Source organism: Massilia rhizosphaerae (assembly GCF_016093545.1).
Lineage (GTDB): Bacteria > Pseudomonadota > Gammaproteobacteria > Burkholderiales > Burkholderiaceae_D > Telluria > Telluria rhizosphaerae.
Genome location: NZ_JADKYX010000003.1, coordinates 66,441 through 88,273 on the forward strand (window position 1 = coordinate 66,441; position 21,833 = coordinate 88,273).

The window sequence follows — 21,833 nt, forward strand, 5'->3', positions numbered from 1 at the left end:
GTTGGCTTTCCTGAGGTCTGCTGGAGGTCAATGTGAGGCGGGTCTGTGATTATACCGTTACTGGCCGAGTTTGTTCCCGGCGCGGCCGGAGGGCCACGGTTCAGTCAAAAAAGGTCGTCCATGTAAAGACGTTTGTAACGCACTGTATCAAACGTAGGATTGTTACATTGGGATACAAATTGCAGCCTATTAGCAATTTCCCGGATACATACAGGGGTGACAATTAACTTCGTGGAACCGCCGCTGGCGCGGTTTCATGATTGAAATGAGTCCAATCAACGGAATGCGCGGACCGTCGCTCCGCCGCCAAAATGGGAAGAATCGCAATGAATAAAGAATACGTACCCGAGTGGGACCAGCCGGCAGCTCGCACCGAAGAGGGTGTTCCGGCCAAGACTCACGCGGTCGCCGGCGTGAAACAGATCGTCACGATCCGCCTGGACGTGGACATGCTGGAATGGTTCAAGTCGGCCGGTCCGGGCTACCAGACCCGCATCAACCAGGTGCTGCGTGAATACATGGAAGCGAATCGCGTGCGTGCTCAAGGCGAGCAGCACTGATTCCTTCTCGTGATCGATGGTCGGGGCACGGCGCCCCGCGGGCCTTGGGCCTGATGCCGGAACGGTATGCCATCGCGGGCAACGATCCCCGCCACCCAACTCGATAAGCGAAACGGAAAACAGAAGGGCATCACCCGGCGCGAACCGGCTGATGCCCTTCTTTATGACCCAAAATTCAGCAGGACACTGCAGACCAGCAATGAGGCAAGCGCCGGCGACGTGCCTCCTTGACCCACAGCCCGCCACGCGTTGACCACCGCTAAGTTGTCGTAAACCCAATTCTGCGAAGATGCCTCCTCACCCACAATAGAGGCTAACATGGCAATGGACGCATACCTACAGATTGGAGACATTAAGGGCGATTCGACCGACGACAAACACAAGTCCTGGATCGAAGTCTCTAACGTCGACTGGAACGTAACCCAGCCGCGCGCATCGACTGTTTCGACGGCTGGGGGCCACACGAGTGCCAGGGCGGACCTGTCCGAGATCGGCTTCACGAAACTGGCCGACATCGCGTCCCCGCTCTTGTTCCAGCACTGCGCGATGGGCAAGACCATTCCCAAGGCTGTCTTCGAGTTTTACCGCGCCGATGGTGACGGCAAGCCGATCTGCTACTTCAAGCTGGAACTGGAGAACGTGATGATCTCGACGTTCCACCCCAACAGCGGCAACGGCGGCATCATCAGGGAATCGGTTCATCTGGCATACGCCAAAATCAAGGCCACGTACACCCAGCAGAAGATCGCCGGCGGCGCAGGCGGTAGCACTTCTGGCGGCTGGGATGCCGCCGCGAATAAGGTCTACGCCTGACAGGAGGTTGCCATGCCTCACCCAGTTGTCTACCCTGGAGACTTGGATGAACTGATCAAGAGGTGGGAAGCGCAAAGATCCAAGGACTGGTACGAGCACAATCCGCTGACGTTTATAGCAAATGGGCAATGCGCTCGGCTTCCACAAGAGCTGACAAGCGTCGGTAACACCAAGAGGTGGCGACCGGGCGCGCGCGTTGTCGATGTGGCGAAGACTCTCAGGCCCGGCACGGTGATCGCCAACTTCAAGCTGATCGACGGCGAGCTAAAGTACCCCAACGAGCATCACTACCACGCCGCGATTTTCGTGAGGGGCGAAGGTTACAGTGTCGCCACCGGGATGCCGAGCCAGATCATCGTTTTCGACCAGTGGGTCGGCGCAACGCCAACTCTATCGCACACACCAGGCACACGCCTCATCCGCACCTGGACCGAGGAAACTATGAGAGCGCGGCACCAGCGGTTTTATCCCTGTGACAACGCCAACGAATTTTATGTCGTCGAGGTGCCATGAAGAGCCTCTTGTTTATCGCCCTTGCCCTGCCCTGCGCGACCGTCGACGCTCAGGTCTACAAGTGCCCCCAGTTCCACCCCGACAAGGACCATTCAGATGCTCCATTAACGGGCGCCAGAATCATGTGGGGCGAGAAGCACGGCAATGGGTGGCTGGCGGGTGTTGACAGCACGCGCGTCAAGGGCGGTCTCGACAGTCATTATGACTTTGGGGACCGCGGCTGGCTCGTCTGCGTGTATGACTTCAGGAAACGCTCTGAACGCAAAAGGCCGGAGGATGCCGAGTGGTGGATACAGCTAGACCCGAAGCTGAGCCAGTGTAACCTGCAGGTCAGGGATGCGAAGCCGGGCAACACGGGCAAGAGCACGGCGTCAGTAACAGCTCTCTGCAAATGACGCCGCGCACCGACCTCATCGCCGCCAGTCAGGTTGACACCGTCGTTATCCTGCTTCCGGCCATCACCTGGCTGGAAGTGTTCGCGAGTTGCTTCACGCAACTAGTGCGAACACAGCCTTCTTTATTACTGCGTCGCTTTTTGGGCGAACGCGAGCCCGTCGAACGAAAAGCCTTTCAAGAACTCGCCCGCCGCCAGGCGCTTGCCGCCCGGTTTTTGCAATTCCGTCAAGCGCAGCGCGCCCGTGCCGCAGGCCACGATGATGCCCTCGGCATCGGCCTGCAGCACCTGGCCCGGCTGGCCCTTGCCGTCGACCAGCTGTGCGTTCCAGATCTTGACCGTCGTCGCGCCCGCCTGGCCATGTGCGCCCGGGAACGGGTTGAAGGCGCGCACCTTGCGCGCCAGCTCCACGGCCGGCAGCGACCAGTCCAGCTTCGCTTCTTCCTTGCCGATCTTGGCGGCATACGTGACGCCGTCTTCCGGCTGCGGCACGGCTTCCAGCCGTCCTGCCTCCATCGCGCGCAGCGCGGCGACGATCATGCGGCCGCCGAGGACCGCCAGCTTGTCGTGCAGGCTGCCGGTCGTGTCCGTGTCGGCGATGGCGATGCGTTCGATGAGCAGCATGGGGCCCGTGTCCAGGCCTTCTTCCATTTCCATGATGGTGACGCCCGTCTCCGCATCGCCCGCTTCGATCGCGCGGTGGACGGGGGCGGCGCCGCGCCAGCGGGGCAGGATGGAGCCGTGGATATTGATGCAGGGCCTGACGTCCAAGGTGGAGCGGGGCAGGATCAGGCCGTACGCGGCCACGACCATCACGTCGTAGTCCGTCGCGAGCAGGCGCTCGTGCGCGGCTTTCGCTTCGCTCGCACGCTGCGGATCCTTCGCATCCATGCGCAGCGACAGCGGCTGCAGCACGTCGATCCCGTGCGCGACGGCGACCTGTTTCACGGCGGACGCCTGCAACTGCATGCCGCGGCCGGCCGGGCGGTCCGGCTGGGTCAGCACCAGCGGCACCGTAAAGCCCGCGTCCAGCAGGGCGCGCAGCGCGACGGCGGCGAATTCCGGGGTGCCCGCGAAAACGATCTTCATACTCATGCGCGGCGGGCGGACGAACGCTGCATGTCGCGCTCTTCCTTCTGCAGCTTCGTCTTGATGCGGTTGCGTTTCAGCGGCGACAAATATTCCACGAAGACCTTGCCCAACAAATGGTCCAGTTCGTGCTGGATGCACACGGCCAGCAGGCCGTCGGCGTCGAGCTCGAACGGCTTGTTGAACTGGTCGACGGCGCGCACCTTGACGCGCGCCGGACGCTCGACGCCGTCGTAGATGCCCGGCACCGACAGGCAGCCTTCGTCATAGACCTGTTTTTCCGGGCTGGCCCAGACGATTTCCGGATTGACGAAGACCAGCAGGTTGTCCTTGGTCTCGGTCACGTCGATGACGACGATGCGCTCGTGCACGTCGACCTGCGTGGCGGCCAGGCCCACGCCCGGCGCCTCGTACATGGTTTCGGCCATGTCCGCCACCAGTTTGTGGAGGCGCTCGCCGAATTCGGTGACCGGCTTGGCGACCTTGTGCAGGCGCGGGTCGGGGTAGCGGAGGATGTTCAGTAAGGCCATGGCTGTGTGTTCTAAGTCAGTCAATAATCGGTATATTGGGTTGCGCGGGCATAAACGCAACACGCCGCCCCCGCTGCCGGGTGCGGTTTGTCTTGCTAGTTCAGGGATTTCTCGGCAGAATTTGATTCAGTAAGGCAACTATCGCGACCCTTCATGATCCGCTGCGCGGTCGAAGAGTCGTCTGGTTCCTGCGTTGTTGCCGGCCGAGGTGGCGTCGCACCCGTGTCGATACGGCACTTTACGGACTCTCCAATGAAAAATTTTAGCACAGGCGCTGCCCGGTCGCTCGCGATCCGCGCCGCCGCCGCCGCCACGTTTGCCGTCGTCGCGGCCACTCCCGCCCGGGCCGCCGCCCCCTGCACGTTCCGCCCGAACGCGCCCGACCAGCACGTCGTCGTCAAGGGCGATACCTTGTGGGACATTTCCGGCGCCTTCCTCGAGCATCCGTGGTGCTGGCCCCAGGTCTGGGGCATGAACCGCGACGAGATCCACAATCCGCACTGGATCTATCCGGGGCAGACCATCTATTTCGACCGGGTTCACGGCCGCCTCACCTTGGACAAGCCGGGCGCTGCCGCCGCGGACGCCGGCGCGCCGCCCCTCGTGCGCCTGTCCCCGCAACTGCGGACGGAAAACCTGGACGAGAACAATGCCGTGCCCGCGATTCCCCCCGGCGCGATCGAACCGTTCCTGACCCAGCCGCTCGTCGTCGAACAGCAGACGCTGGCCAATGCGGCCCGCATCGTCGCGGCGCCGGAAGACCGGCTGTACTTGGGCGAAGGCGACCGCATCTACGTGCGCGGCCAGCTCGACGGGGCGGCCAGCTTCCAGGTCTTCCGTCCGGGCAAGGAACTGGTCGATCCGGACACCAACAAGGTCGTGGCGCACGAGGCGTCGTATATCGGCACGGCACGTCTCGTGAAGGCAGCGGGGCCGGGTTCGGACGTCCACACCTTCGTCGTCACCCGTTCCGTGAAGGAAATGGGCGTCGGCGACCGCCTGCTGCCGATGCCGCCCACGCCGCTGCGCAACTACGTCCCGCACGCGCCCGCGCGGCCGGTGACGGCGCGCGTGATGGCGCTGCCCTCGGAATCGAACTATGCGTCGCAGAACCAGGTCGTGACTGTCAACCGGGGCACGCTTGACGGACTCGATGTCGGCGCCGTGCTGCAGCTTTATCATCTGGGGCAGACCGTGACGGACCCGGAAAGCAAAGGTTTCCTCGGGTTCGGCAAGGCCAAACTGAGGCTCCCGGACGAGCAATACGGCGAACTGTTCATCTTCCGGGTTTTCGGCCACGTCGCGTACGGCCTGGTCATGCACGTGACGGCGCCGGTGCAGATCGGCGACGTCGCAAAATCACCGGAGTAGATCCACCGTGCAGGACACGGACCCCATCCCAGCGCCTGCACCTCCCTCCCTCGCCCCGGCGCGGCTGGCTGCGTGGCTGCGCCTGGAGCGCAGCGCCGGCATCGGCCCGCGCACGGCGGCCACCTTGCTGGACGCCTTCGGCAGCCTTGATGCCGTGTTCGCCGCCGACTTTCCCGCATTGGCCGCCCACGTGAGCCCGGCGCAGGCGCACGCCCTGCTGCAGCCGCCGTCCGAGGCCACGCTGCGCCTGCTGGACGCCACGCTGGCCTGGCTCGACGCGCCCGGCCGCCACGTCCTCGCGCTGGGCGAACCCGGTTATCCCGACCTGCTGTCCCGCATCCCCGACCCGCCGTTGCTCCTCTATATTAGAGGGCAGGCCCGGTTGCTGGACGGCCCGGCGCTCGCCATCGTCGGCAGCCGCAATGCCAGCGCGCAGGGCAGGGCGAACGCGGAGGCGTTCGCGGAGGCGTTGTCGGGTGCCGGCCTGTGCATCGTGTCCGGCCTGGCGCTGGGCATCGACGCCGCCGCGCACGAGGGTGCGCTGCGCCGCTGCGGCGGAACCGTCGCCGTCGTCGGCACGGGCCCCGACCAGGCTTACCCGCCCCGCAACCGCGCCCTGTGCGAGCGCATCGCGGCGGACGGCTGCATCGTCAGCGAATACCCCGTCGGCACGCCCCCGCTGCCGGGCAATTTCCCCAAACGAAACCGGATCATCAGCGGCCTCGCGGCCGGCGTGCTCGTCGTCGAGGCGGCGGCGCAGTCCGGCTCGCTGATCACGGCACGGCAGGCGGCCGAGCAGGGGCGCGACGTGTTCGCGATTCCGGGCTCGATCCACGCGACCCTGGCCAAGGGCTGCCACGCGCTGATCCGCGAGGGCGCCAAGCTCGTCGACACGGCCCAGCACGTGCTGGAAGCCCTCGCCCAGTCGCCGTTGCTGGCGCTGCAGGCGGCCCGCTTACCCGCCCCAGATATTTCGTTAACGGATATCAAGATCGATAACGGCCCCGGCAGCGATGCCGACGCCGCGTTGCTGGACGGCCTCGGCCACGACCCCGTCGAGCCGGACGTATTGCTGGCCCGGCTCGGCTGGAGCCCGGGAGAACTCAGCGCCCGTCTGCTCGTGCTGGAGCTGGCGGGGCGTGTCGAGCGGCTGCCCGGCGGCCTCGTGCAGCGCATAGTTATGCGATAATGAGCGGAAATAAAGTTGGCGAACCCGATAAGGCCGATAAACAACGATGATGTTTCCGGGCGGTAGTGGAGCACGTGACGCACTTGTGCCGCGAGGCGCTTCGCTGCTACAGTAGCGTCACCATGTTCGACATCCTAGTCTATCTCTACGAGACGTATTACCGTCCCGATGCCTGCCCCGAGCCGGCCGCCCTGGCACGCAAGCTGTCCGCCGTCGGTTTCGACGATGTCGAAATTTCCGAAGCGCTGGACTGGCTGAACGGCCTGACGGAAATGGCCGGGACCACCAACCCCGCCCTCGAATCGAGCGGCACGCGCTTCTACATCGCCCAGGAAGTCGATACGCTCGGCACCGCCGCCGTCGGCTTCATCCAGTTCCTCGAACTGGCCGGCCTGTTGACCGCGTCGCAGCGCGAGATCGTCATCGAACGCGCGCTGGCGCTGGACGAGTCGCCCGTCACCCTGGGCAAGCTCAAGATCATCGTCCTGATGCTGCTGTGGAGCCAGGGCAAGGAACCGGACGCGCTGATGTTCGACGATCTGTTCGGGGCGGACGAGGAAGATGCCGCGCCGCGCCTGCTGCATTGAGTACAATGCCGTCATGAAGATGAAAACGGGGCCGCGGCCCCGTTTTTTCTTGCGGTAGAGCAAGATCAAGCGTATTTTTCGTAGCACGATGGCCGGGTTGGCGCAAAGCGCACGCAGGCACAGGCTACTTGCGGATTGCGCGGCAACCCGCTTATCATTGGCCGCTATCTGCCAATTGTTACCAATAAGCTAAGAACAAGACAATAAGCGTCCGGCTTATCGAGCCGTCCGCGTCTAGGAACCATATGACCAAAGCCCTCATCATCGCCGAAAAGCCCTCCGTGGCGAACGACATCGCCAAGGCGCTCGGCGGCTTTACCAAGCACGATGAGTATTTCGAATCCGACGACTACGTCCTGTCGTCCGCCGTCGGCCACCTGCTCGAGATCGCGGTGCCCGAGGAATACGACGTCAAGCGCGGCAAATGGAGTTTTACGCACCTGCCGATGATTCCGCCTTACTTCGCGCTGAATCCGATCGCGAAGACCGAGTCGCGCCTCAAAGTGCTGAACAAGCTGATCAAGCGCAAGGATGTCGACACCCTGATCAACGCATGCGACGCGGGCCGCGAAGGTGAACTGATCTTCCGCCTGATCGCCCAGAACGCCAAGGCCAAGCAGACCGTCAAGCGCCTGTGGCTGCAATCGATGACGCCGAACGCCATCCGCGACGGCTTCGCCCACCTGCGCACCGACCAGGAGATGCTGCCGCTGGCCGACGCCGCGCGCTGCCGTTCCGAAGCGGACTGGCTGATCGGCATCAACGGCACCCGCGCGATGACCGCCTTCAACTCGAAGGAAGGCGGCTTCTACCTGACGACCGTCGGCCGCGTGCAGACGCCGACCCTGTCGATCGTCGTCGAGCGCGAAGAGAAGATCAAGAAATTCGTGCCGCGCGATTACTGGGAAGTGCGCGCGGAATTCCGCTGCGCCGCCGGCGTGTACGAAGGCCGCTGGCTCGACACGGGTTTCAAGAAGGACGAGAACGACCCCGAGAAGCGCGCCGAGCGCCTGTGGGCCAAGGCGGCCGCCGACGCCATCGTCGCCGCTTGCGCGGGTAAGCTGGGCAAGGTCACCGAGGAATCGAAACCGACGACGTCGATGGCGCCCGCGCTGTTCGACCTCACGTCGCTGCAGCGCGAGGCCAATGGCCGCTTCGGCTTCTCGGCCAAGAATACGCTGGGCCTGGCCCAGGCGTTGTACGAAAAACACAAGGTGCTGACCTATCCCCGTACGGATTCGCGCGCGCTGCCGGAAGACTACCTGAGCACGGTCAAGTCCACGCTGGAAGTGTTGAAGGGCAATTCGAACTATCTGCCGTTCGCCAAGCAGATCCTGGACAAGGGCTGGGTCAAGCCGAACAAGCGCATCTTCGACAACAGCAAGATCTCGGACCACTTCGCCATCATCCCGACCGGCGTCGTGCCGAAGAACCTGTCCGAGCCGGAACAGAAGCTGTACGACCTCGTCACGCGCCGCTTCATGGCCGTGTTCTTCCCGGCCGCGGAATTCCTCGTGACGACGCGCTTCACGGAAGTGGAAGGCCACCAGTTCAAGACCGAGGGCAAGGTGATGACCAACCCCGGCTGGCTGGCCGTGTACGGCAAGGACACGACGGGCGACGACAAGGACGGCGCCAGCCTCGTGCCGGTGGCGAAGGGCGAGCAGGTGCACACGGACAAGGTCACGGCCAACGGCCTCGTCACCAAGCCGCCCGCGCGCTACAACGAAGCGACCCTGCTGTCGGCGATGGAAGGCGCCGGCAAGCTGGTCGATTCCGACGAGTTGCGCGACGCCATGGCCGGCAAGGGCCTCGGCACGCCGGCCACGCGCGCCGCCATCATCGAAGGCTTGCTGACGGAAAAATATCTGCTGCGCGAAGGGCGGGAGATGATCCCGACCGCCAAGGCGTTCCAGCTAATGACGCTGCTGCGCGGCCTGGGCGTCAACGAATTGACGGCGCCGGAACTGACGGGCGAATGGGAATACAAGCTGTCGCAGATGGAAAAGGGGCAGATGTCGCGTGAAGAGTTCATGCGCGAAATCGCCGAGATGACCCAGATCATCGTCAAGCGCGCCAAGGAATACAACAACGACACGATCCCGGGCGAGTACGCCACCTTGAAGACGCCATGCCCGAACTGCGGCGGCGTCGTCAAGGAAAACTACCGCCGCTTCGCCTGCACGAAGTGCGAATTCTCGATGAGCAAGGTGCCGGGCGGGCGCCAGTTCGAGATCGAGGAAGTCGAGGAGTTGCTGGAGAAACGCACGATCGGTCCGCTGCAGGGCTTCCGCTCGAAGATGGGCCGGCCGTTCGCCGCGATCCTGCGCATCGTGCGCGACGAGGACATCCACAACTACAAGCTGGAATTCGACTTCGGCCAGGACCAGGACGAGGGCGAGGATGGCGAGGGCGTCGACTTCACGGGCCAGACGCCGCTCGGCCCTTGCCCGAAATGCAACGGCAAGGTCTACGAGATGGGCCTGGCCTATGTCTGCGAACACACGGTGGCCAAGCCCAAGACCTGCGATTTCCGCAGCAGCCGCATCATCCTGCAGCAGGAGATCCTGCCCGAGCAGATGGCCAAGCTGCTGAACGAGGGCAAGACGGACCTGCTGCCGGGCTTTGTCTCGCAGCGCACCCGCCGCCCGTTCAAGGCCTTCCTCGTGCGCGGCAAGGACGGCAAGATCAGCTTCGAGTTCGAGGAGCGCAAGGCCAAGCCGGGCGCCAAGGCCAAGGAGCCGGCCGAGGAAGGGGACAGCGGCGCGGAAGCCGCCGCCGCCAAGCCGGCCGCGCGCAAGGCCGCGGCGAAACCTGCGGCCAAGGCAGCCGCCAAGACCGTCGCCGCCAAGAAGGCGCCGGCCAAGCGCGCCACGGCGAGCAAGAAGGCGATCGCCGGCGAATGAGCCGCATTGCGTCGTCCCCGCCGCCGCGGGGATGACGCGCCTCAAGCGCGTACCGTTATCGGAGCATAAAAAAAACCGCGACCCTTCCGGCATCGCGGTTTTTTTTACATTCACTGGCGAACTATTCGCGCCAGTCCTCCTGCAGTGCCCGGATGGCCGCTTCGCCATTGCGGATCGCCTTCACGCGGCGCACGATTTCGTTGCGCCAGGCCTCGTCGGCATCCTGGTCGCCGTCGTCGCTGTCCACCATCAGCAAACGCAACAGCTCATGCCTGTCATCGGGGGACAATTGCTGGATCTGGGCAGCCAATTCGGCGACCGTGGCGTTGGACATGTAGTCTCTCCTAGCAGAGTATTGTGACCAGATCATAACGTGAAGTTCAGTGCATGTCGACAGGCTGCATATTGTCTGTTGGCTTCTTGTCGATCAGCTTGTTGTCGGGGTCGATGCCGGCCCGCGCCGGACGGCCGTCGACCACCAGCACGACGCGCTGGTCGGCCTGGGTCACGAGCCGGCGTTCGCGTGCGAGCGGGTTGCCGTCCTGGTCATCCACGCCGAATTCGATGTAGTCGCGCAGGGGCACGGCCAGTTCCTCGCCGTGGTCGCCGGCGCGCACCTTGCCGGCCGTGGCGCGGATCTCGACCTCGTACTTGCCGTCCGGCCGGCGGTGCGCCGTCGCGCTGTCGGCGTGGTTTTCGTACAGGACGATGGACTCGAACAGGTCGTCGATCAGGTAGGCCTTGTCCGGCGGCGTGACGGCGCGCAGGCGCTCGACCAGGGTCGACACGGTCGGATACGGCGGCCCCTTGAACGCATATTCCAGCAGCAGGCCGTGCAGCACGCCGTCGACCGCGTCCTCGCCCACCAGGTCCTGCAGCAGGTACATCGCGAGGCTGCCCTTGTGGTAGTGGATGTAGCTCTGGTTTTCGTTCTGCGCGAGCGGCAGCTCCTTCTTGTTCTCGCGCGCGCGGCCCATCAGGTATTCCTCGAGGTCGTAGCGCAGGAAGCGCCGCATCTTGCCTGGCCCCAGCGTGGTCTTCATCGCCATCAGCGCCGTGTATTCCGCGAGGCTTTCCGACAGCACGGTCGCGCCGCGCATGTCGGCGCCGACGAGCTGGTGCGCCCACCACTGGTGGCCCACCTCGTGCGCGCTGACGTAGTACGGGTAATCGATGTCCTTGCGCGAGTCGGGATCGACCTTGGCGATGAAGCCGGCGCTTTCCGAGAACGGGATCGTGCCCGGCGCCGCCTGCGCGTACGCCGCGTAGCGGGGAAACTCCGCGATGCGCAGCTCGCGGTTCTGGTAGGGGCTGAAATGCTTCGAGCCGTATTTGAGCGCCGCCTTGGCGCCGCGGATCATGCGGTCGACGTTGAAGGCGTGACCGGGCTGGTAATAGACGTCGATCGTCACGTCCTGCCAGCGGTCGTGGCGCACTTCGTAGCGGGCCGACTGGAACGTGTAGAAATCCAGCATGGGTTTGTCGGCCTTGTAATGGAACCAGCGCCGGCCGCCGCTCATCCACTCCTGTTGCAGCGTGCCCGGCGCGACGACCGTCTGGTCCGGGCTCGTGCTGACGACGGCGTCGAAGCGGATCCAGTCGGCGTCGTTGGCGAGGTAGCTGTTGGCGCGCGCCTTCTCGTCGTCGCGCGCGGCCATGGGTTCGCGGGGCGCGAGGCCGTGGCGCTTGCGGTCGCGGTCGTCCTCCAGCTCGAACGTGCGCTGGTAGCCGACGTGCGGCAGCATCTCGTTGGTGAAGAAGGTGCCGTTGCCGACGACGGCCGTGTCGCGGCCCAGGCCCAGGACGCCGCCGGGGGCGTCCAGCAGGTCGAATTCCAGCGCCACGCGCGCACCCGGTTGCAGGGGCGACGCCAGCAGGTAGCGATAAAAGCCGTGCTGCGGATCGGCGCGCAGCAGCCGCGCCGGCTGGGAGAAGCGGGGACGGAGTTCCGGGCCGGGTTTCTGGAACAGGATGACGTCGCGGATCGGGGCGCCCGTGCGGTTTTCCAGCTGGTAGAAGCCGTGCACCTTCAGCGTGCGGGAGCCGGGGTAGATGTCCACCTGCAGGCCGACGTCCGCGATGCGCGGCTGCGGCAGTGGCGCGTAGCGCTTGTAGCGCAGCTCGTAGTCGGCGCGGACCTGCTCCTTGTGCCATGCGGTCTGGTAGGCGCCCAGGTGCACGAGGTTGTACCACAGCAGGGCGCCGCTGGCGGCGAAGATCAGGATGCCGGCCGCGAAACCGCCCAGCACTCCGGGCGTCAGGCGCCGGCGCGCCAGCTGCAGGCGTTCGGCGAAGGTATCGCTCACGCCGCGCGGCCACAGCACGAGCGCGGCGGTGAACAGGACGATGGCCGCGCCGCCCCAGTAGACTTGCAGCGCGCGCTGCAGCGGCAGGTAGTGGCCGAAGCCGTTCATGGCCGAATAGGTCACGTCCGGCAGCGCGCCGTACACGAGCATCGGGTGATCCAGGCCGAAGCCGCCGAGGAACAGCGTGGCCACGTAATAGACCACCAGCGCGAAATAGGCGAGGTATTTGTGGTTCAGGATGGCCTGGGCGGCGATCGCCAGCACGGCCAGCAGCACGTAGCGGGGCAGCAGGATGCCGAACAGCGTGAAGAGGTACAGGCCCGGCTCCAGCGTCACGTAGCCGTGCGCCAGCTGGATGCCCATGCCGCACACCATCGCGGCCACCAGCAGCAGGATCTGCAGGCCGACGAGGGCGATGGTCTTGGCCGCCAGCGGCAGCCAGCTGGGCACGGGCAGCGCGTCCAGCATCTGGGCCATGCGCGCCTCGCGCTCGCGCCACACCATCTCGCCCGCATAGAACGTCGTGACGACCAGCAGGAACAGCGCGAACACGTCGCGGATCAGCTCCAGCACCATGTACGTGACGGGGTAGGTTTTCGTGCCGTACATCGAGCCCATGTCGAGCGAGCTGACGATGAGGGTCAGCATGCCGGCCAGGACGATCACGGCGAAATAGACGTTCTTGACGGATTCCCGGAACGCGAGCCAGCTCGATTTCGCCAGCAGCACGGCGAGGCTGCGCGCGGCGAAGTCGGGCGTCTCGTGCAGGTCGGCGGCGGCCGGTGCCGCTTGCGGCGCGGCCTGGGCATCGGGCCGCGCCTGGCCGCGCCGGCTCGCGGGCGCGGACACGAAGCTGAAGCGCCAGTAGCCGAGCAGCAGGACGACGAGCGAGAACGCCGACCAGATCGCGCGGTTGACCAGGTAGACGCCGGCGAACGGGACCTGCAGCGTGTTGCGCTCCGTGAGGCTCCAGTATTCGGTGAGGCGGATCAGCGCCGTCGTGCCGAACGGGTCGATCAGCGCCGCCAGCGTCTTGTAGTCGAGGTCGCGCGCCAGCGACGGGGCGACGATGTAACCGATCAGCATGACGACGCTGGCCACGTACACGGGCAGCATGCGCCGGGTGAGCGCCGCGAGCACGAAGAAGATGGCGCCGAAGATGAACAGGTTCGGCAGCAGCGTGAGGAAGTAGGGGCGCAGGTAGCCCGTCACCGAATACGGGCCGAGGCGCCCCGCGTCGATGCCGGGCAGCGCGGCGCCCAGCAGGGTGCCGAACAGCAGCGACGAGAACACGACGGCCAGCGTGGCCAGCGCGCCGAGGAAGCGGCCGAACACGTAGGCGTATTTCGGGATCGGGGCGCTGAAGAAGAAGTGGTGCATCTCGTATTCGAAGTCCTGCTGCACCGAGCGTCCCGTCATCGCGGCGACGACGATCACGCCGAGGGAACCGAGGAAGGCCACGCTCAGCGCGATCTGGCGCGGCGCGTTGATCAGCACGCGGCCGCCGAACGACACGAAGGCTTCCTTGAACACGCCGCCCGCGGCCGCCATCCACAGCAGGGCCAGCGCGAAGAAGGCGAAGAAATACACCCACGTCGACAGCAGCTTGAGGCGCTGCCGGGCCTCGAAACCGGCGATGGCGAGGAGCGCGCCCATGAATCAGCAGTTCCCGGCCAGGTCGTTGTGGCGGCCGGCGATGGTGGCGAAGTAGACGTCTTCCAGGGTCGGATGGATCGGCTCGAAGTCGTCGCCGGGATAGCGGTCGGCGGCCACGTGGATCAGGGTGCGGCCGGACAGCAGGCGCGTGGAGATGACGGTGTGGCGCTTCTGGAAGGCGGGCAGGTCCGCCTTGTTCACGACGCGCGCCCAGATCTTGCCCTCGATGCCTTCGATGAGGCGGGCCGGCTCGCCGCACAGCAGCACGTGGCCCTTGTTGATGATCGCCATGTTGGCGCACAGGTCGGCCACGTCGGACACGATGTGCGTGGACAGGATCACGGTCTTGTCCTCGCCGATGTCGGACAGCAGGTTGTGGAAGCGCACGCGTTCCTGCGGGTCGAGGCCGGCCGTCGGTTCGTCGACGATGATCAGTTGCGGATCGCCGAGCAGCGCCTGGGCGATGCCGAAGCGCTGGCGCATGCCGCCGGAAAAGGTGCCCAGTTTCTCGTTGCGCACCTCGAACAGATTGGTCTGCTGCAGCAGGGCGTCGACGACTTCGCGCCGGCGGTGGCGCTGCGACAGGCCTTTCAATTGCGCGAAATGGTCGAGCAGTTCGTAGGCGGTCACTTTCGGGTAGACGCCGAAGTCCTGCGGCAGATAGCCCAGCAGGCGGCGCACTTCGTCCTGTTCGTCGAGCACGTCGATGTCGTCCAGGAAGACGGAACCGCTGTCGCACTCCTGCAAGGTGGCGAGGATCCGCATCAGGGTCGACTTGCCGGCGCCGTTCGGGCCCAGCAGGCCGAACATTCCCGGCGGGATGCTCAGCGTGACCCCGTCCAGCGCGACCACGCCATTGGCATAGGTCTTGGACAAGTTGCGGATCTGTAATTCCATGGGCACTCCCGTTGCGTGTGACAATGCACGTATTTCATGACTGTTGCATTGTATTAAAAACGAGACGAAGCGGCAGCAGCCGTGCGACACACCGCGTTTTCACAAGTCCAGAGTGCAGAAAAGCGGGAGCAGGATGCAGGCCAGCATACGGTACGGCATGCTTTCTGTCCAGTTTGGCAACATTGCCGATGCTGTCGAGACGGGCGCATAATGGCCGCATGGATACGCTCATCAAGGACAAGATCCTGGCCGTCACGCGCCAGGGCCGCACCCGGGCCGAATCGACGGACTGGTTCCGCGTCACCGTCGGCCTGGTCTACCTGGCCGGGTTGATGACGAAGGAAGCCATCGATTTCAAGACGGTGGACCGCGACTTCAACCGCTTCATCTACCACACGATCGGCGCCGGCCACACGATCACGAGCATCCTGCAATTCATGAGCGGCCGGCGGGTCCTGCCGGTGGTGCAGTCCGAGCGCTTCATCGCGGCTTTTACCGGCGCCTGCCCCGACGTGCCGGCCGATTCGATCCCGTTCCTGCTGGAGCTGAACCTGGGCGTCGCGAAGAACATCTCGAAGCTGGAAGTGGAGGGGCCGCTGCACGACTGGCTGGAGGCGCGCAAACGCGCCCAGAAAACGCGCGAGGAAGGGCCGGCGGACGAAGGCATATAATTCGGCTTATCGAACAACATGCTGAAAAGGCCTTTTTCATGAGTACCGCATCCCGCATCCTCCATCCCCTCGACCACTTCATCGTCGGCGTCGACAAGGCGTTGCGCGTCGTGGGGGGCGTGGCGAAGGCCGGGCGGCCGAATCCGGGCATCTCGGCCCCCGACTGCGAACTGAACGCCCAGGAACAGCGCCATAGCGCCGGCCTGATGCGCGTGAACCACGTGGGCGAAGTGTGCGCCCAGGCCCTGTACGATTCCCAGGGCCGGCGCGCGTCGACGCAAGCCATGCGCGCCCAGTTCGAACAATCCGGCCGCGAGGAAGAAGATCACCTGGCCTGGACGGCCGAGCGCCTGGCCGAGCTGGGCTCGCAGCCGAGCCTATTGAATCCGCTGTGGTATGTGGGCGCCTATGCGCTGGGGACGGTCGCGTCGCGCCTGGGCGACGCCGTCAGCCTCGGCTTCGTCGTGGAGACGGAGCGCCAAGTGGAAGCGCACCTGAACAGCCACCTCGACCGCTTGCCGCCGCAGGACGCGAAATCGCGCGCGATCGTCACCCGGATGCGCGACGACGAGATCGAACACGGCGCCAAGGCCGAGGCGATGGGCGCCGCCGAGATGCCGTTGCCCGTGAAGGCGGCGATGCGCGCCATGGCCAAGGTGATGACCACGGCGGCGTATTACATTTGATCGTAACGCCGCGGGCACGGCGGCGCGGCCGTAGGGTGGGCGGCCCTCCGCCCACCATGCGTCGCCACGAAAATCAGCCCTCGACGATCTCGAACGAATGCGTGATCTCGGCCGTCTTGGCCAGCATGATCGACGCCGAGCAGTACTTGTCGTGCGACAGGTTCACCGCGCGCTCGACGGTGGCCGGCTTGAGGTTGCGGCCCGTGACGGTGAAGTGGAAGTGGATCTTGGTGAACACCTTCGGATCCGTCTCGGCGCGCTCGGCCTTCAGCGTGACCTCGCAGCCGCGCACGTCCTCGCGGCTGCGCTTGAGGATCAGCACGATGTCGAACGCGGTGCAGCCGCCGGCACCCAGCAGCACCATTTCCATCGGGCGCGGCGCCAGGTTGTGGCCGCCGCCTTCGGGCGCGCCATCCATGTTGACCAGGTGGCCGGAGCCGGTCTCGGCCCGGAAACTCATCCCGGACGGTCCGTTCCAGCTGACTTTGACTTCCATCGATTTCTCCGCGTTGGTTGGTAGTGAAGACATCCATTCTAAGCCAGCGGGGCGCGCCGCGCTGACGCGGGTTCATTCCCCATTCAGACGGCCAGCACGTAGCGCTCGCTCTTCATGCGCCACGCGGCGAACGCGACGGCCGCCCAGGCTGCGGCGGCGGAGCACAGGAACGTCAGCACGAACGGCAGGAAGCCGATGTCGCCGCCCCTCGCAGTTTCGCGCAGCAGGGTCTGGTTCGACAGCATGGGCACGAGGTACATCCACGACGCCGTCTTCAGCTGCAGCATCGACACGGCGAGCCCCGGCAGCATCGGCACCAGCATCACGATCGACAGCACGCTCTGCGCTTCCTTGAACGAGCGCGCGTTCATCGCCACCGCGATCTGCATGCCGGCCGCGCACAGCGACAGCGGCACGGACGCCAGGCAGACGAGCAGCAGCCGGCCCCAGCCCACGCGCCACGTCATGCCGATTTCTTCCAGCGGCATCCACGACAGGATCGCGTGCGCCAGCATCAGCTCCAGCGTGATGCCGACGATGGCGAGCGCCGCCGCCGCGAGCCATTTGCCGGTGACGAGTTCCCACGTGCGTATGGGTTGCGCCATCAGCACTTCGAGCGAACGGCGTTCGCGCTCGCCCGCCGTCGAATCGACCGCCGCCGACAGGCCGCAGATGAACGCGGGGAAGAACAGGAAGCCGAGGATGCCGCCGATGATGCCGGCCGAGCGCGCGGCCGTCGTGCCCGTGTCGTAGCGCTGCACCTGCACGGGCGACAGCGTCGCCGGCGACACGCCGTGCGCCAGCAGGCGCGCGCTGGCGACGTTGGCGCCGTACGCGTTCAGCACGTCCTCGACGTCGCGCCGGCCGTCCTGCTCCGTCGACGAGTCGTACCACAGCTCGATGCGGGCCGGCCGCATCGCTTCGTAGTCGCGCGCGTACTTGGGGGGCAGGCGCAGCACGGCGGCGGCTTTCCTTGCGCGCAGCAGCTCGCCGATCGCGGCTTCGTCCAGCGGCGGCGTGGCGTGGATGGTGACGTTCTTCTGCTTCAGCTGGGCCATCAAGGTGGGCGCCTGCGCGCCGCCGATCACGGCCAGCACGATGCCTTCGCGCTCGGGCTTCGTCGCGCGGTCGATCCACTGGTGCAGCAGCACGCCCAGCAGCACCGGGTACATCAGGGTGAACAGGGCCAGCAGGCCGAGCGAGCGCTTGTCGCGCAGCGATTCGCGCAACTCTTTCTTGAACACGACGAGGAACTTGGCGCTCATGCGACGATCCCTTCGTCCGTGCCGACGAGGCGCACGAAGGCGTCCTCCAGGTTGGCGATGCCCGTGCGCCGGCACAGGTCGGCCGGCGTGCCCTGCGCCACCGTGTGGCCCTGGGCGATGACGATGACGTCGTCGCACAAGTGGCTCACCTCCTGCATCACGTGGGTGGCCATCACGACGCAGCAGCCTTGCTCCCGCAGCGCGGACAGCGCGTGGCGCACGGCGCGGGTGCTCATCACGTCCAGACCGCGCGTGGGTTCGTCCAGTAACAGGTGGCGCGGACGGTGCAGCAGCGCGCGCGCGAGCGCCACCTTGATGCGCTGGCCCTGCGAAAAGCCCTTGCTGCGGCGTTCCAGGATGTCGTCCATCGCGAGCATCTCCGACACCTCGTCGATGCGCGCGCGCAGCAGCCGTTTCTCCATGCCGTTCAGCTCCCCGAAATACGTGAGATATTCGCGCGTCGACAGGCGCTCGTACAGCCCGAACTGATCGGTCAGGAAGCCGATGTTGGCGCGCACGGCGAGCGGATCGCGTTCCGGGTCGACGCCGTCCACCAGGATGGTGCCGTGGTCGCGTTTCAGCATGGCGACGAGGGTGCGCAGCAGCGTGGTCTTGCCGGCGCCGTTGGGTCCCAGCAGCGCGGTGATCTGGCCGTCGCGCGCCGTGAAGCTGACGCCTCCCAGCGCCTTGACGGTGCCGAACTGTTTGCGGACTTCGTGTGCTTCGATCATATGCGGACCTGGGTTCAGGGTTGCGGCCCGGCGGCGCCGAGCTGGAAGGTCGGGGCCGGGATCTCGTTCAGGCAGGCGCCGTCGATTTTTGTTTCCGGCCGGTCGAGGAAGGCGCGCAGCAGGCGCGGCGCGCAGCCCAGTTGCGAGACGCCGTGGCCGACGTTGGGGGCCGTCAGCAGCTGGACATGGTCCATGAAGCGGGCGGCGTCGCGGGCGCGGTGCGGCGGCGTGACGGGGTCGAGCGCGCCGGACAGCAGCAGCACGGGCGCGGCGATGCGCGTGGGCGCGGCGTACGGCACGGCCGGCACGTTCATCGTGCGGCACAGCCCGCGCAGGCGCTCGCCCAGGGTGCGCGTGAGCGGGCTGGCGTCGGCGGCCGCCAGCGCGGGCGTAAAACGCGGCATGTCCTCGGCGCAGACGACGGCCAGGTGCAGCAAGGTGGCGGGCGAACCCTCGGCGGCGAAGTCCGCGGCCAGGTTGCGGCGCGCGACGAACGGTTGCCAGTGGCCCGCGCTGGCGCTGTGCACGAGGAAGGGCAGGCGGCGTGCGTCGGCGGGCGAATACAGCATGTTGCGCACGGTGTCGAGCAGGCGCGCGCTCGTCATCGTGACGTCTTCCTCGCGCGCGGTGCGCGGATCCGCCAGGTGCAGCGTCAGCGGGCCGGCATCGAGTTTCGCGACGAGGGCGTCGAACTCCGCGCGCAGGTGCGGATAGGCGCGGGCGCAGGCGGCGTCCCTGGCGCATTGCGCGAACAATTGGTCGAGCGCGGCCTGGGCGTCGCGGCCGCCGGCCGGGATCACCTGGTCGGGCGCGGCCACGGCGTCGAGCGTCAGCGTGCGCACGCCGGCGGGGTACGCGCGCGCATAGGCCTGCGCGAGGCGGGTGCCGTACGATCCGCCCCACAGATTGATCTTCCCGTAGTCCAGCGCGCGGCGCACCGACTCGATGTCGCGCGCGGCGGCGGCCGTCGTGTAGGCGGCGAACGGTGCCTTGCTGGCCGCGATGCAGCGGCGCATGGCGGCGTCGACGTCCGCGTCGCTGAGCTGCGCATCCTCGTCGGCGTCGGACGGGCAGTCGAGCTTGCCGGACAACCCGGTGCCGCGCTGGTCGATGAACACGATGTCGCGCGTGGCGCGCACGCGCCGGAACGCGGTGGACAGCAGGGGCAGCACATCGCTGCCGGCCTCGCCGGGACCGCCGGCCAGCACGAACAGCGGATCCGGCCGCGCCCCCTGGCGCAGGGCGGGGGCGATCGTCACGTGCAGGTTGAGGGTGGCGGGCTTGCCGGGTTCGAGCGCGACGGGCAGGGTCAGGCAGCGCAGGGCTTCCTCGACGCCGGGCAGGTGGCAGCTGCGCGTGGCCGCCGGCGCCGCGGCGGCCGGCACGCCGGCCGCCAGCAGTGCGCCCAGGAGCAGGATGGATTTCAACGAGCGGTCTCCTCTTCGATGCGGATCATAGTAATTTGTCATCGATTCCACGGTCAATCAAAAGTTGCAGAATGGAACGACTCTGCGTGGGAGTCTAGGCCGGGTGATTCTCATGGGAATTGAGTTGCCTCCACCCCAGTGCGCTGGGGCAGGCGGCTTGACTGTCGGGTATGGAATCGGATATAGTCGTGGGCTTTCCATTTGCTCGGGAAAAGACAATAAGGCAGAGTCCGCGAAGTCGTACCGCCCGCGGAACCACCATTCGAGCATTAATTCCCTATACATAGGAAGTCAACATGAAAACTTTTTCCGCTAAGGGCCATGAAGTCCAGCGCGATTGGTACGTGATTGACGCGACGGACAAAGTCCTCGGACGTGTTGCCAGCGAAGTGGCACTCCGACTGCGCGGCAAACACAAGCCGGAATTCACTCCGCACGTCGATACCGGCGACTTCATCGTCGTCGTCAACGCAGGCAAGCTGCGCGTGACCGGCACGAAGGCCAACGACAAGAAGTACTACCGTCACTCGGGCTACCCGGGCGGTATCTACGAAACCAACTTCCTGAAAATGCAACAGCGTTTCCCGGGCCGCGCCCTGGAAAAAGCCGTCAAAGGCATGCTGCCGAAGGGCCCGCTGGGCTACGCAATGATCAAGAAGCTGAAAGTGTATGCGGAAGCCACGCACCCGCACGCTGCCCAGCAACCCAAAGCACTCGAAATCTAAGTAAGGAACTGACATGATCGGTAACTACAACTACGGCACCGGCCGTCGCAAGAGTGCAGTGGCCCGTGTGTTCATCAAGGCTGGCACCGGCCAGATCATCGTGAACGGCAAACCGGCCGCCGAATACTTCTCGCGCGAAACCGGCCTGATGGTCATCCGTCAACCGCTGGAACTGACCGGCAACGTCGAGCGTTTCGACATCAAGGTCAACGTGCATGGCGGCGGCGAGTCCGGCCAGGCAGGTGCAGTGCGTCACGGCATCACCCGCGCACTGATCGACTACGACGCAGGCCTGAAGGGCGACCTGGCACGTGCCGGTTTCGTCACCCGCGACGCCCGTGAAGTCGAGCGTAAGAAAGTTGGTCTGCGCAAAGCACGTCGCGCAAAGCAATTCTCGAAGCGTTAATTCATCGCTGCAGCGGCGCCATCCGGCGCTGCGCGCAAAAGACCGCCAGCCGCAAGGCCTGGCGGTTTTTTTTCGCCATGCGCATCGATCGATGCGTGATAAAAGGAGAGAATTGCGGTCGATCCGAATCTCGCTCTCCTTTTCATTTCAGTTGGCCGCGCAATGCGGCATCCCGGGCAGGCAGCGGCCGCCGCTCCCGAATAATCCCCCGTTTTTGCCAGTGCAGTATTTGAATCGATGCGGGCGGCATTTCGTATTCGGCCTGTATTTTCATTCGCAGCGCATTGAATGAATGTTCTCATTCAATATTTTCTGCAGGGTGCATATTCAACAGTGTTTTCGTCATGCAATATAAATATTTTACATTCGTTTCGGGTATTTTTTATACGACATGGATAAAAGTCTTCTTGTCTATATAAATAAACATCTTGAAAATCAATGACTTATTTAACTGTGACATGCACTGTTAAGCAAATTATTTGTTCTTAGTCAATAGCTTTATTACAAAATTTTACTGTTGACGTCATCTTGTCATCTGCATATTCTTTTTCGCAACAAAGCAGTTCATGCAGTTCCGGCTGAAAATCGTACCGAGCATCGCAAGGTGATTTTTCG

The 21,833-nt window shown here is 65.0% G+C and carries 22 protein-coding genes; 12 read left to right on the forward strand and 10 right to left on the reverse strand.

Features of this window, described 5'->3' with window-relative positions; translation table 11 throughout:
• Positions 1-326: 326 nt before the first annotated feature.
• The 4 genes from ISF28_RS05935 to ISF28_RS05950 all read left to right on the forward strand — a co-directional run bounded on the left by ISF28_RS05935 (position 327) and on the right by ISF28_RS05950 (position 2,281).
• Positions 327-560, forward strand: coding sequence for a BrnA antitoxin family protein (locus tag ISF28_RS05935; protein WP_198116242.1), 234 nt, complete (start codon positions 327-329; stop codon positions 558-560).
• A gap of 318 nt (positions 561-878) precedes the next feature.
• Entirely contained in the window at positions 879-1,373 is a 495-nt protein-coding gene (locus tag ISF28_RS05940) for an Hcp family type VI secretion system effector (protein ID WP_198116243.1), read from the forward strand.
• Positions 1,374-1,415: 42 nt separating this feature from the next.
• On the forward strand, positions 1,416-1,886 hold the full coding sequence (locus ISF28_RS05945; protein ID WP_198116244.1) for a BPSL0067 family protein: 471 nt from the start codon (positions 1,416-1,418) through the stop codon (positions 1,884-1,886).
• Positions 1,883-2,281 carry an STY0301 family protein gene (locus tag ISF28_RS05950; protein ID WP_198116245.1) on the forward strand — a complete coding sequence of 133 codons (399 nt, stop codon included), beginning with the start codon at positions 1,883-1,885 and terminating at the stop codon, positions 2,279-2,281. Before ISF28_RS05945 ends, ISF28_RS05950 begins: the two co-directional genes overlap by 4 nt.
• A 125-nt stretch (positions 2,282-2,406) precedes the next feature.
• Here the strand turns inward: ISF28_RS05950 and fmt are convergent, their stop codons facing one another.
• The gene (gene fmt, locus ISF28_RS05955) at positions 2,407-3,369 is read right to left on the reverse strand and encodes a methionyl-tRNA formyltransferase (RefSeq protein WP_198116246.1); all 963 of its coding nucleotides are present in this window, start codon (positions 3,367-3,369) and stop codon (positions 2,407-2,409) included.
• A gap of 2 nt (positions 3,370-3,371) precedes the next feature.
• On the reverse strand, positions 3,372-3,899 hold the full coding sequence (gene def / locus ISF28_RS05960; protein ID WP_198116247.1) for a peptide deformylase: 528 nt from the start codon (positions 3,897-3,899) through the stop codon (positions 3,372-3,374).
• A 252-nt stretch (positions 3,900-4,151) separates the two neighbouring features.
• Between def and ISF28_RS05965 the strand changes: the two genes are divergently transcribed.
• From ISF28_RS05965 to ISF28_RS05980, 4 genes are all read left to right on the forward strand, one after another.
• On the forward strand, positions 4,152-5,270 hold the full coding sequence (locus ISF28_RS05965) for a LysM peptidoglycan-binding domain-containing protein (protein WP_198116248.1): 1,119 nt from the start codon (positions 4,152-4,154) through the stop codon (positions 5,268-5,270).
• 7 nt (positions 5,271-5,277) lie between these two features.
• A complete protein-coding gene (gene dprA, locus ISF28_RS05970; RefSeq protein ID WP_198116249.1) occupies positions 5,278-6,459 on the forward strand; it encodes a DNA-processing protein DprA in 1,182 nt (393 codons plus the stop codon).
• Between the two features lie 122 nt (positions 6,460-6,581).
• Positions 6,582-7,046, forward strand: coding sequence for a Smg family protein (locus ISF28_RS05975; protein ID WP_198116250.1), 465 nt, complete (start codon positions 6,582-6,584; stop codon positions 7,044-7,046).
• Positions 7,047-7,291: 245 nt separating this feature from the next.
• Positions 7,292-9,952, forward strand: coding sequence for a DNA topoisomerase III (locus tag ISF28_RS05980; protein ID WP_198116251.1), 2,661 nt, complete (start codon positions 7,292-7,294; stop codon positions 9,950-9,952).
• A 121-nt stretch (positions 9,953-10,073) separates the two neighbouring features.
• On the opposite strand, the gene ISF28_RS05985 is transcribed toward ISF28_RS05980, so the two are convergent.
• From ISF28_RS05985 to ISF28_RS05995, 3 genes are read right to left on the reverse strand one after another with little or no spacing between them, the layout of a single operon-like run.
• Positions 10,074-10,286: an addiction module protein gene (locus ISF28_RS05985; RefSeq protein WP_198116252.1), complete on the reverse strand. Its 213-nt coding sequence runs from the start codon at positions 10,284-10,286 to the stop codon at positions 10,074-10,076.
• A gap of 46 nt (positions 10,287-10,332) precedes the next feature.
• Complete coding sequence (locus ISF28_RS05990) at positions 10,333-13,914, reverse strand: ABC transporter permease/M1 family aminopeptidase (protein ID WP_198116253.1); 3,582 nt, start codon at positions 13,912-13,914, stop codon at positions 10,333-10,335.
• A 3-nt stretch (positions 13,915-13,917) separates the two neighbouring features.
• Positions 13,918-14,811 carry an ABC transporter ATP-binding protein gene (locus ISF28_RS05995; protein WP_198116254.1) on the reverse strand — a complete coding sequence of 298 codons (894 nt, stop codon included), beginning with the start codon at positions 14,809-14,811 and terminating at the stop codon, positions 13,918-13,920.
• 218 nt (positions 14,812-15,029) lie between these two features.
• On the opposite strand from ISF28_RS05995, the gene ISF28_RS06000 reads away from it, so the two are divergent.
• Entirely contained in the window at positions 15,030-15,482 is a 453-nt protein-coding gene (locus tag ISF28_RS06000) for a hypothetical protein (protein ID WP_198116255.1), read from the forward strand.
• Between the two features lie 38 nt (positions 15,483-15,520).
• Positions 15,521-16,168 (forward strand): 2-polyprenyl-3-methyl-6-methoxy-1,4-benzoquinone monooxygenase, encoded by a 648-nt coding sequence (gene coq7, locus ISF28_RS06005; RefSeq protein WP_198116256.1) that lies wholly within the window; start codon positions 15,521-15,523, stop codon positions 16,166-16,168.
• 73 nt (positions 16,169-16,241) lie between these two features.
• Here the strand turns inward: coq7 and ISF28_RS06010 are convergent, their stop codons facing one another.
• The 4 genes from ISF28_RS06010 to ISF28_RS06025 form a co-directional block, all read right to left on the reverse strand.
• Complete coding sequence (locus ISF28_RS06010; RefSeq protein ID WP_198116257.1) at positions 16,242-16,664, reverse strand: OsmC family protein; 423 nt, start codon at positions 16,662-16,664, stop codon at positions 16,242-16,244.
• Between the two features lie 83 nt (positions 16,665-16,747).
• Complete coding sequence (locus tag ISF28_RS06015) at positions 16,748-17,929, reverse strand: ABC transporter permease (protein ID WP_198116258.1); 1,182 nt, start codon at positions 17,927-17,929, stop codon at positions 16,748-16,750.
• Complete coding sequence (locus tag ISF28_RS06020; RefSeq protein ID WP_198116259.1) at positions 17,926-18,660, reverse strand: ABC transporter ATP-binding protein; 735 nt, start codon at positions 18,658-18,660, stop codon at positions 17,926-17,928. The genes ISF28_RS06015 and ISF28_RS06020 overlap by 4 nt, the downstream gene beginning before the upstream one ends.
• 14 nt (positions 18,661-18,674) lie before the next feature.
• Positions 18,675-20,087 (reverse strand): alpha/beta hydrolase, encoded by a 1,413-nt coding sequence (locus ISF28_RS06025; protein ID WP_229518909.1) that lies wholly within the window; start codon positions 20,085-20,087, stop codon positions 18,675-18,677.
• A gap of 296 nt (positions 20,088-20,383) precedes the next feature.
• On the opposite strand from ISF28_RS06025, the gene rplM reads away from it, so the two are divergent.
• On the forward strand, positions 20,384-20,812 hold the full coding sequence (gene rplM / locus ISF28_RS06030; protein WP_036235400.1) for a 50S ribosomal protein L13: 429 nt from the start codon (positions 20,384-20,386) through the stop codon (positions 20,810-20,812).
• Between the two features lie 13 nt (positions 20,813-20,825).
• Positions 20,826-21,218, forward strand: coding sequence for a 30S ribosomal protein S9 (rpsI, locus tag ISF28_RS06035; protein ID WP_028102305.1), 393 nt, complete (start codon positions 20,826-20,828; stop codon positions 21,216-21,218).
• On the opposite strand, the gene ISF28_RS06040 is transcribed toward rpsI, so the two are convergent.
• On the reverse strand, positions 21,215-21,520 hold the full coding sequence (locus ISF28_RS06040) for a hypothetical protein (protein WP_198116261.1): 306 nt from the start codon (positions 21,518-21,520) through the stop codon (positions 21,215-21,217). The genes rpsI and ISF28_RS06040 overlap by 4 nt on opposite strands.
• Between the last annotated feature and the right edge of the window lie 313 nt (positions 21,521-21,833).

What these genes read in the sequence shown, in the direction of transcription:
- coq7 (WP_198116256.1), top strand. Translation starts at nt 15,521, where the DNA reads ATGAGTACCGCATCCCGCATCCTCCATCCCCTCGACCACTTCATCGTC.
- ISF28_RS06040 (WP_198116261.1), bottom strand. Translation starts at nt 21,520, where the DNA reads ATGAGAACATTCATTCAATGCGCTGCGAATGAAAATACAGGCCGAATA.
- ISF28_RS06000 (WP_198116255.1), top strand. Translation starts at nt 15,030, where the DNA reads ATGGATACGCTCATCAAGGACAAGATCCTGGCCGTCACGCGCCAGGGC.
- ISF28_RS06020 (WP_198116259.1), bottom strand. Translation starts at nt 18,660, where the DNA reads ATGATCGAAGCACACGAAGTCCGCAAACAGTTCGGCACCGTCAAGGCG.
- fmt (WP_198116246.1), bottom strand. Translation starts at nt 3,369, where the DNA reads ATGAAGATCGTTTTCGCGGGCACCCCGGAATTCGCCGCCGTCGCGCTG.
- ISF28_RS05985 (WP_198116252.1), bottom strand. Translation starts at nt 10,286, where the DNA reads ATGTCCAACGCCACGGTCGCCGAATTGGCTGCCCAGATCCAGCAATTG.
- rplM (WP_036235400.1), top strand. Translation starts at nt 20,384, where the DNA reads ATGAAAACTTTTTCCGCTAAGGGCCATGAAGTCCAGCGCGATTGGTAC.
- rpsI (WP_028102305.1), top strand. Translation starts at nt 20,826, where the DNA reads ATGATCGGTAACTACAACTACGGCACCGGCCGTCGCAAGAGTGCAGTG.
- ISF28_RS05940 (WP_198116243.1), top strand. Translation starts at nt 879, where the DNA reads ATGGCAATGGACGCATACCTACAGATTGGAGACATTAAGGGCGATTCG.
- ISF28_RS05990 (WP_198116253.1), bottom strand. Translation starts at nt 13,914, where the DNA reads ATGGGCGCGCTCCTCGCCATCGCCGGTTTCGAGGCCCGGCAGCGCCTC.
- ISF28_RS05965 (WP_198116248.1), top strand. Translation starts at nt 4,152, where the DNA reads ATGAAAAATTTTAGCACAGGCGCTGCCCGGTCGCTCGCGATCCGCGCC.
- ISF28_RS05950 (WP_198116245.1), top strand. Translation starts at nt 1,883, where the DNA reads ATGAAGAGCCTCTTGTTTATCGCCCTTGCCCTGCCCTGCGCGACCGTC.
- ISF28_RS05980 (WP_198116251.1), top strand. Translation starts at nt 7,292, where the DNA reads ATGACCAAAGCCCTCATCATCGCCGAAAAGCCCTCCGTGGCGAACGAC.
- ISF28_RS05995 (WP_198116254.1), bottom strand. Translation starts at nt 14,811, where the DNA reads ATGGAATTACAGATCCGCAACTTGTCCAAGACCTATGCCAATGGCGTG.
- ISF28_RS05935 (WP_198116242.1), top strand. Translation starts at nt 327, where the DNA reads ATGAATAAAGAATACGTACCCGAGTGGGACCAGCCGGCAGCTCGCACC.
- ISF28_RS06015 (WP_198116258.1), bottom strand. Translation starts at nt 17,929, where the DNA reads ATGAGCGCCAAGTTCCTCGTCGTGTTCAAGAAAGAGTTGCGCGAATCG.
- ISF28_RS05975 (WP_198116250.1), top strand. Translation starts at nt 6,582, where the DNA reads ATGTTCGACATCCTAGTCTATCTCTACGAGACGTATTACCGTCCCGAT.
- def (WP_198116247.1), bottom strand. Translation starts at nt 3,899, where the DNA reads ATGGCCTTACTGAACATCCTCCGCTACCCCGACCCGCGCCTGCACAAG.
- ISF28_RS06010 (WP_198116257.1), bottom strand. Translation starts at nt 16,664, where the DNA reads ATGGAAGTCAAAGTCAGCTGGAACGGACCGTCCGGGATGAGTTTCCGG.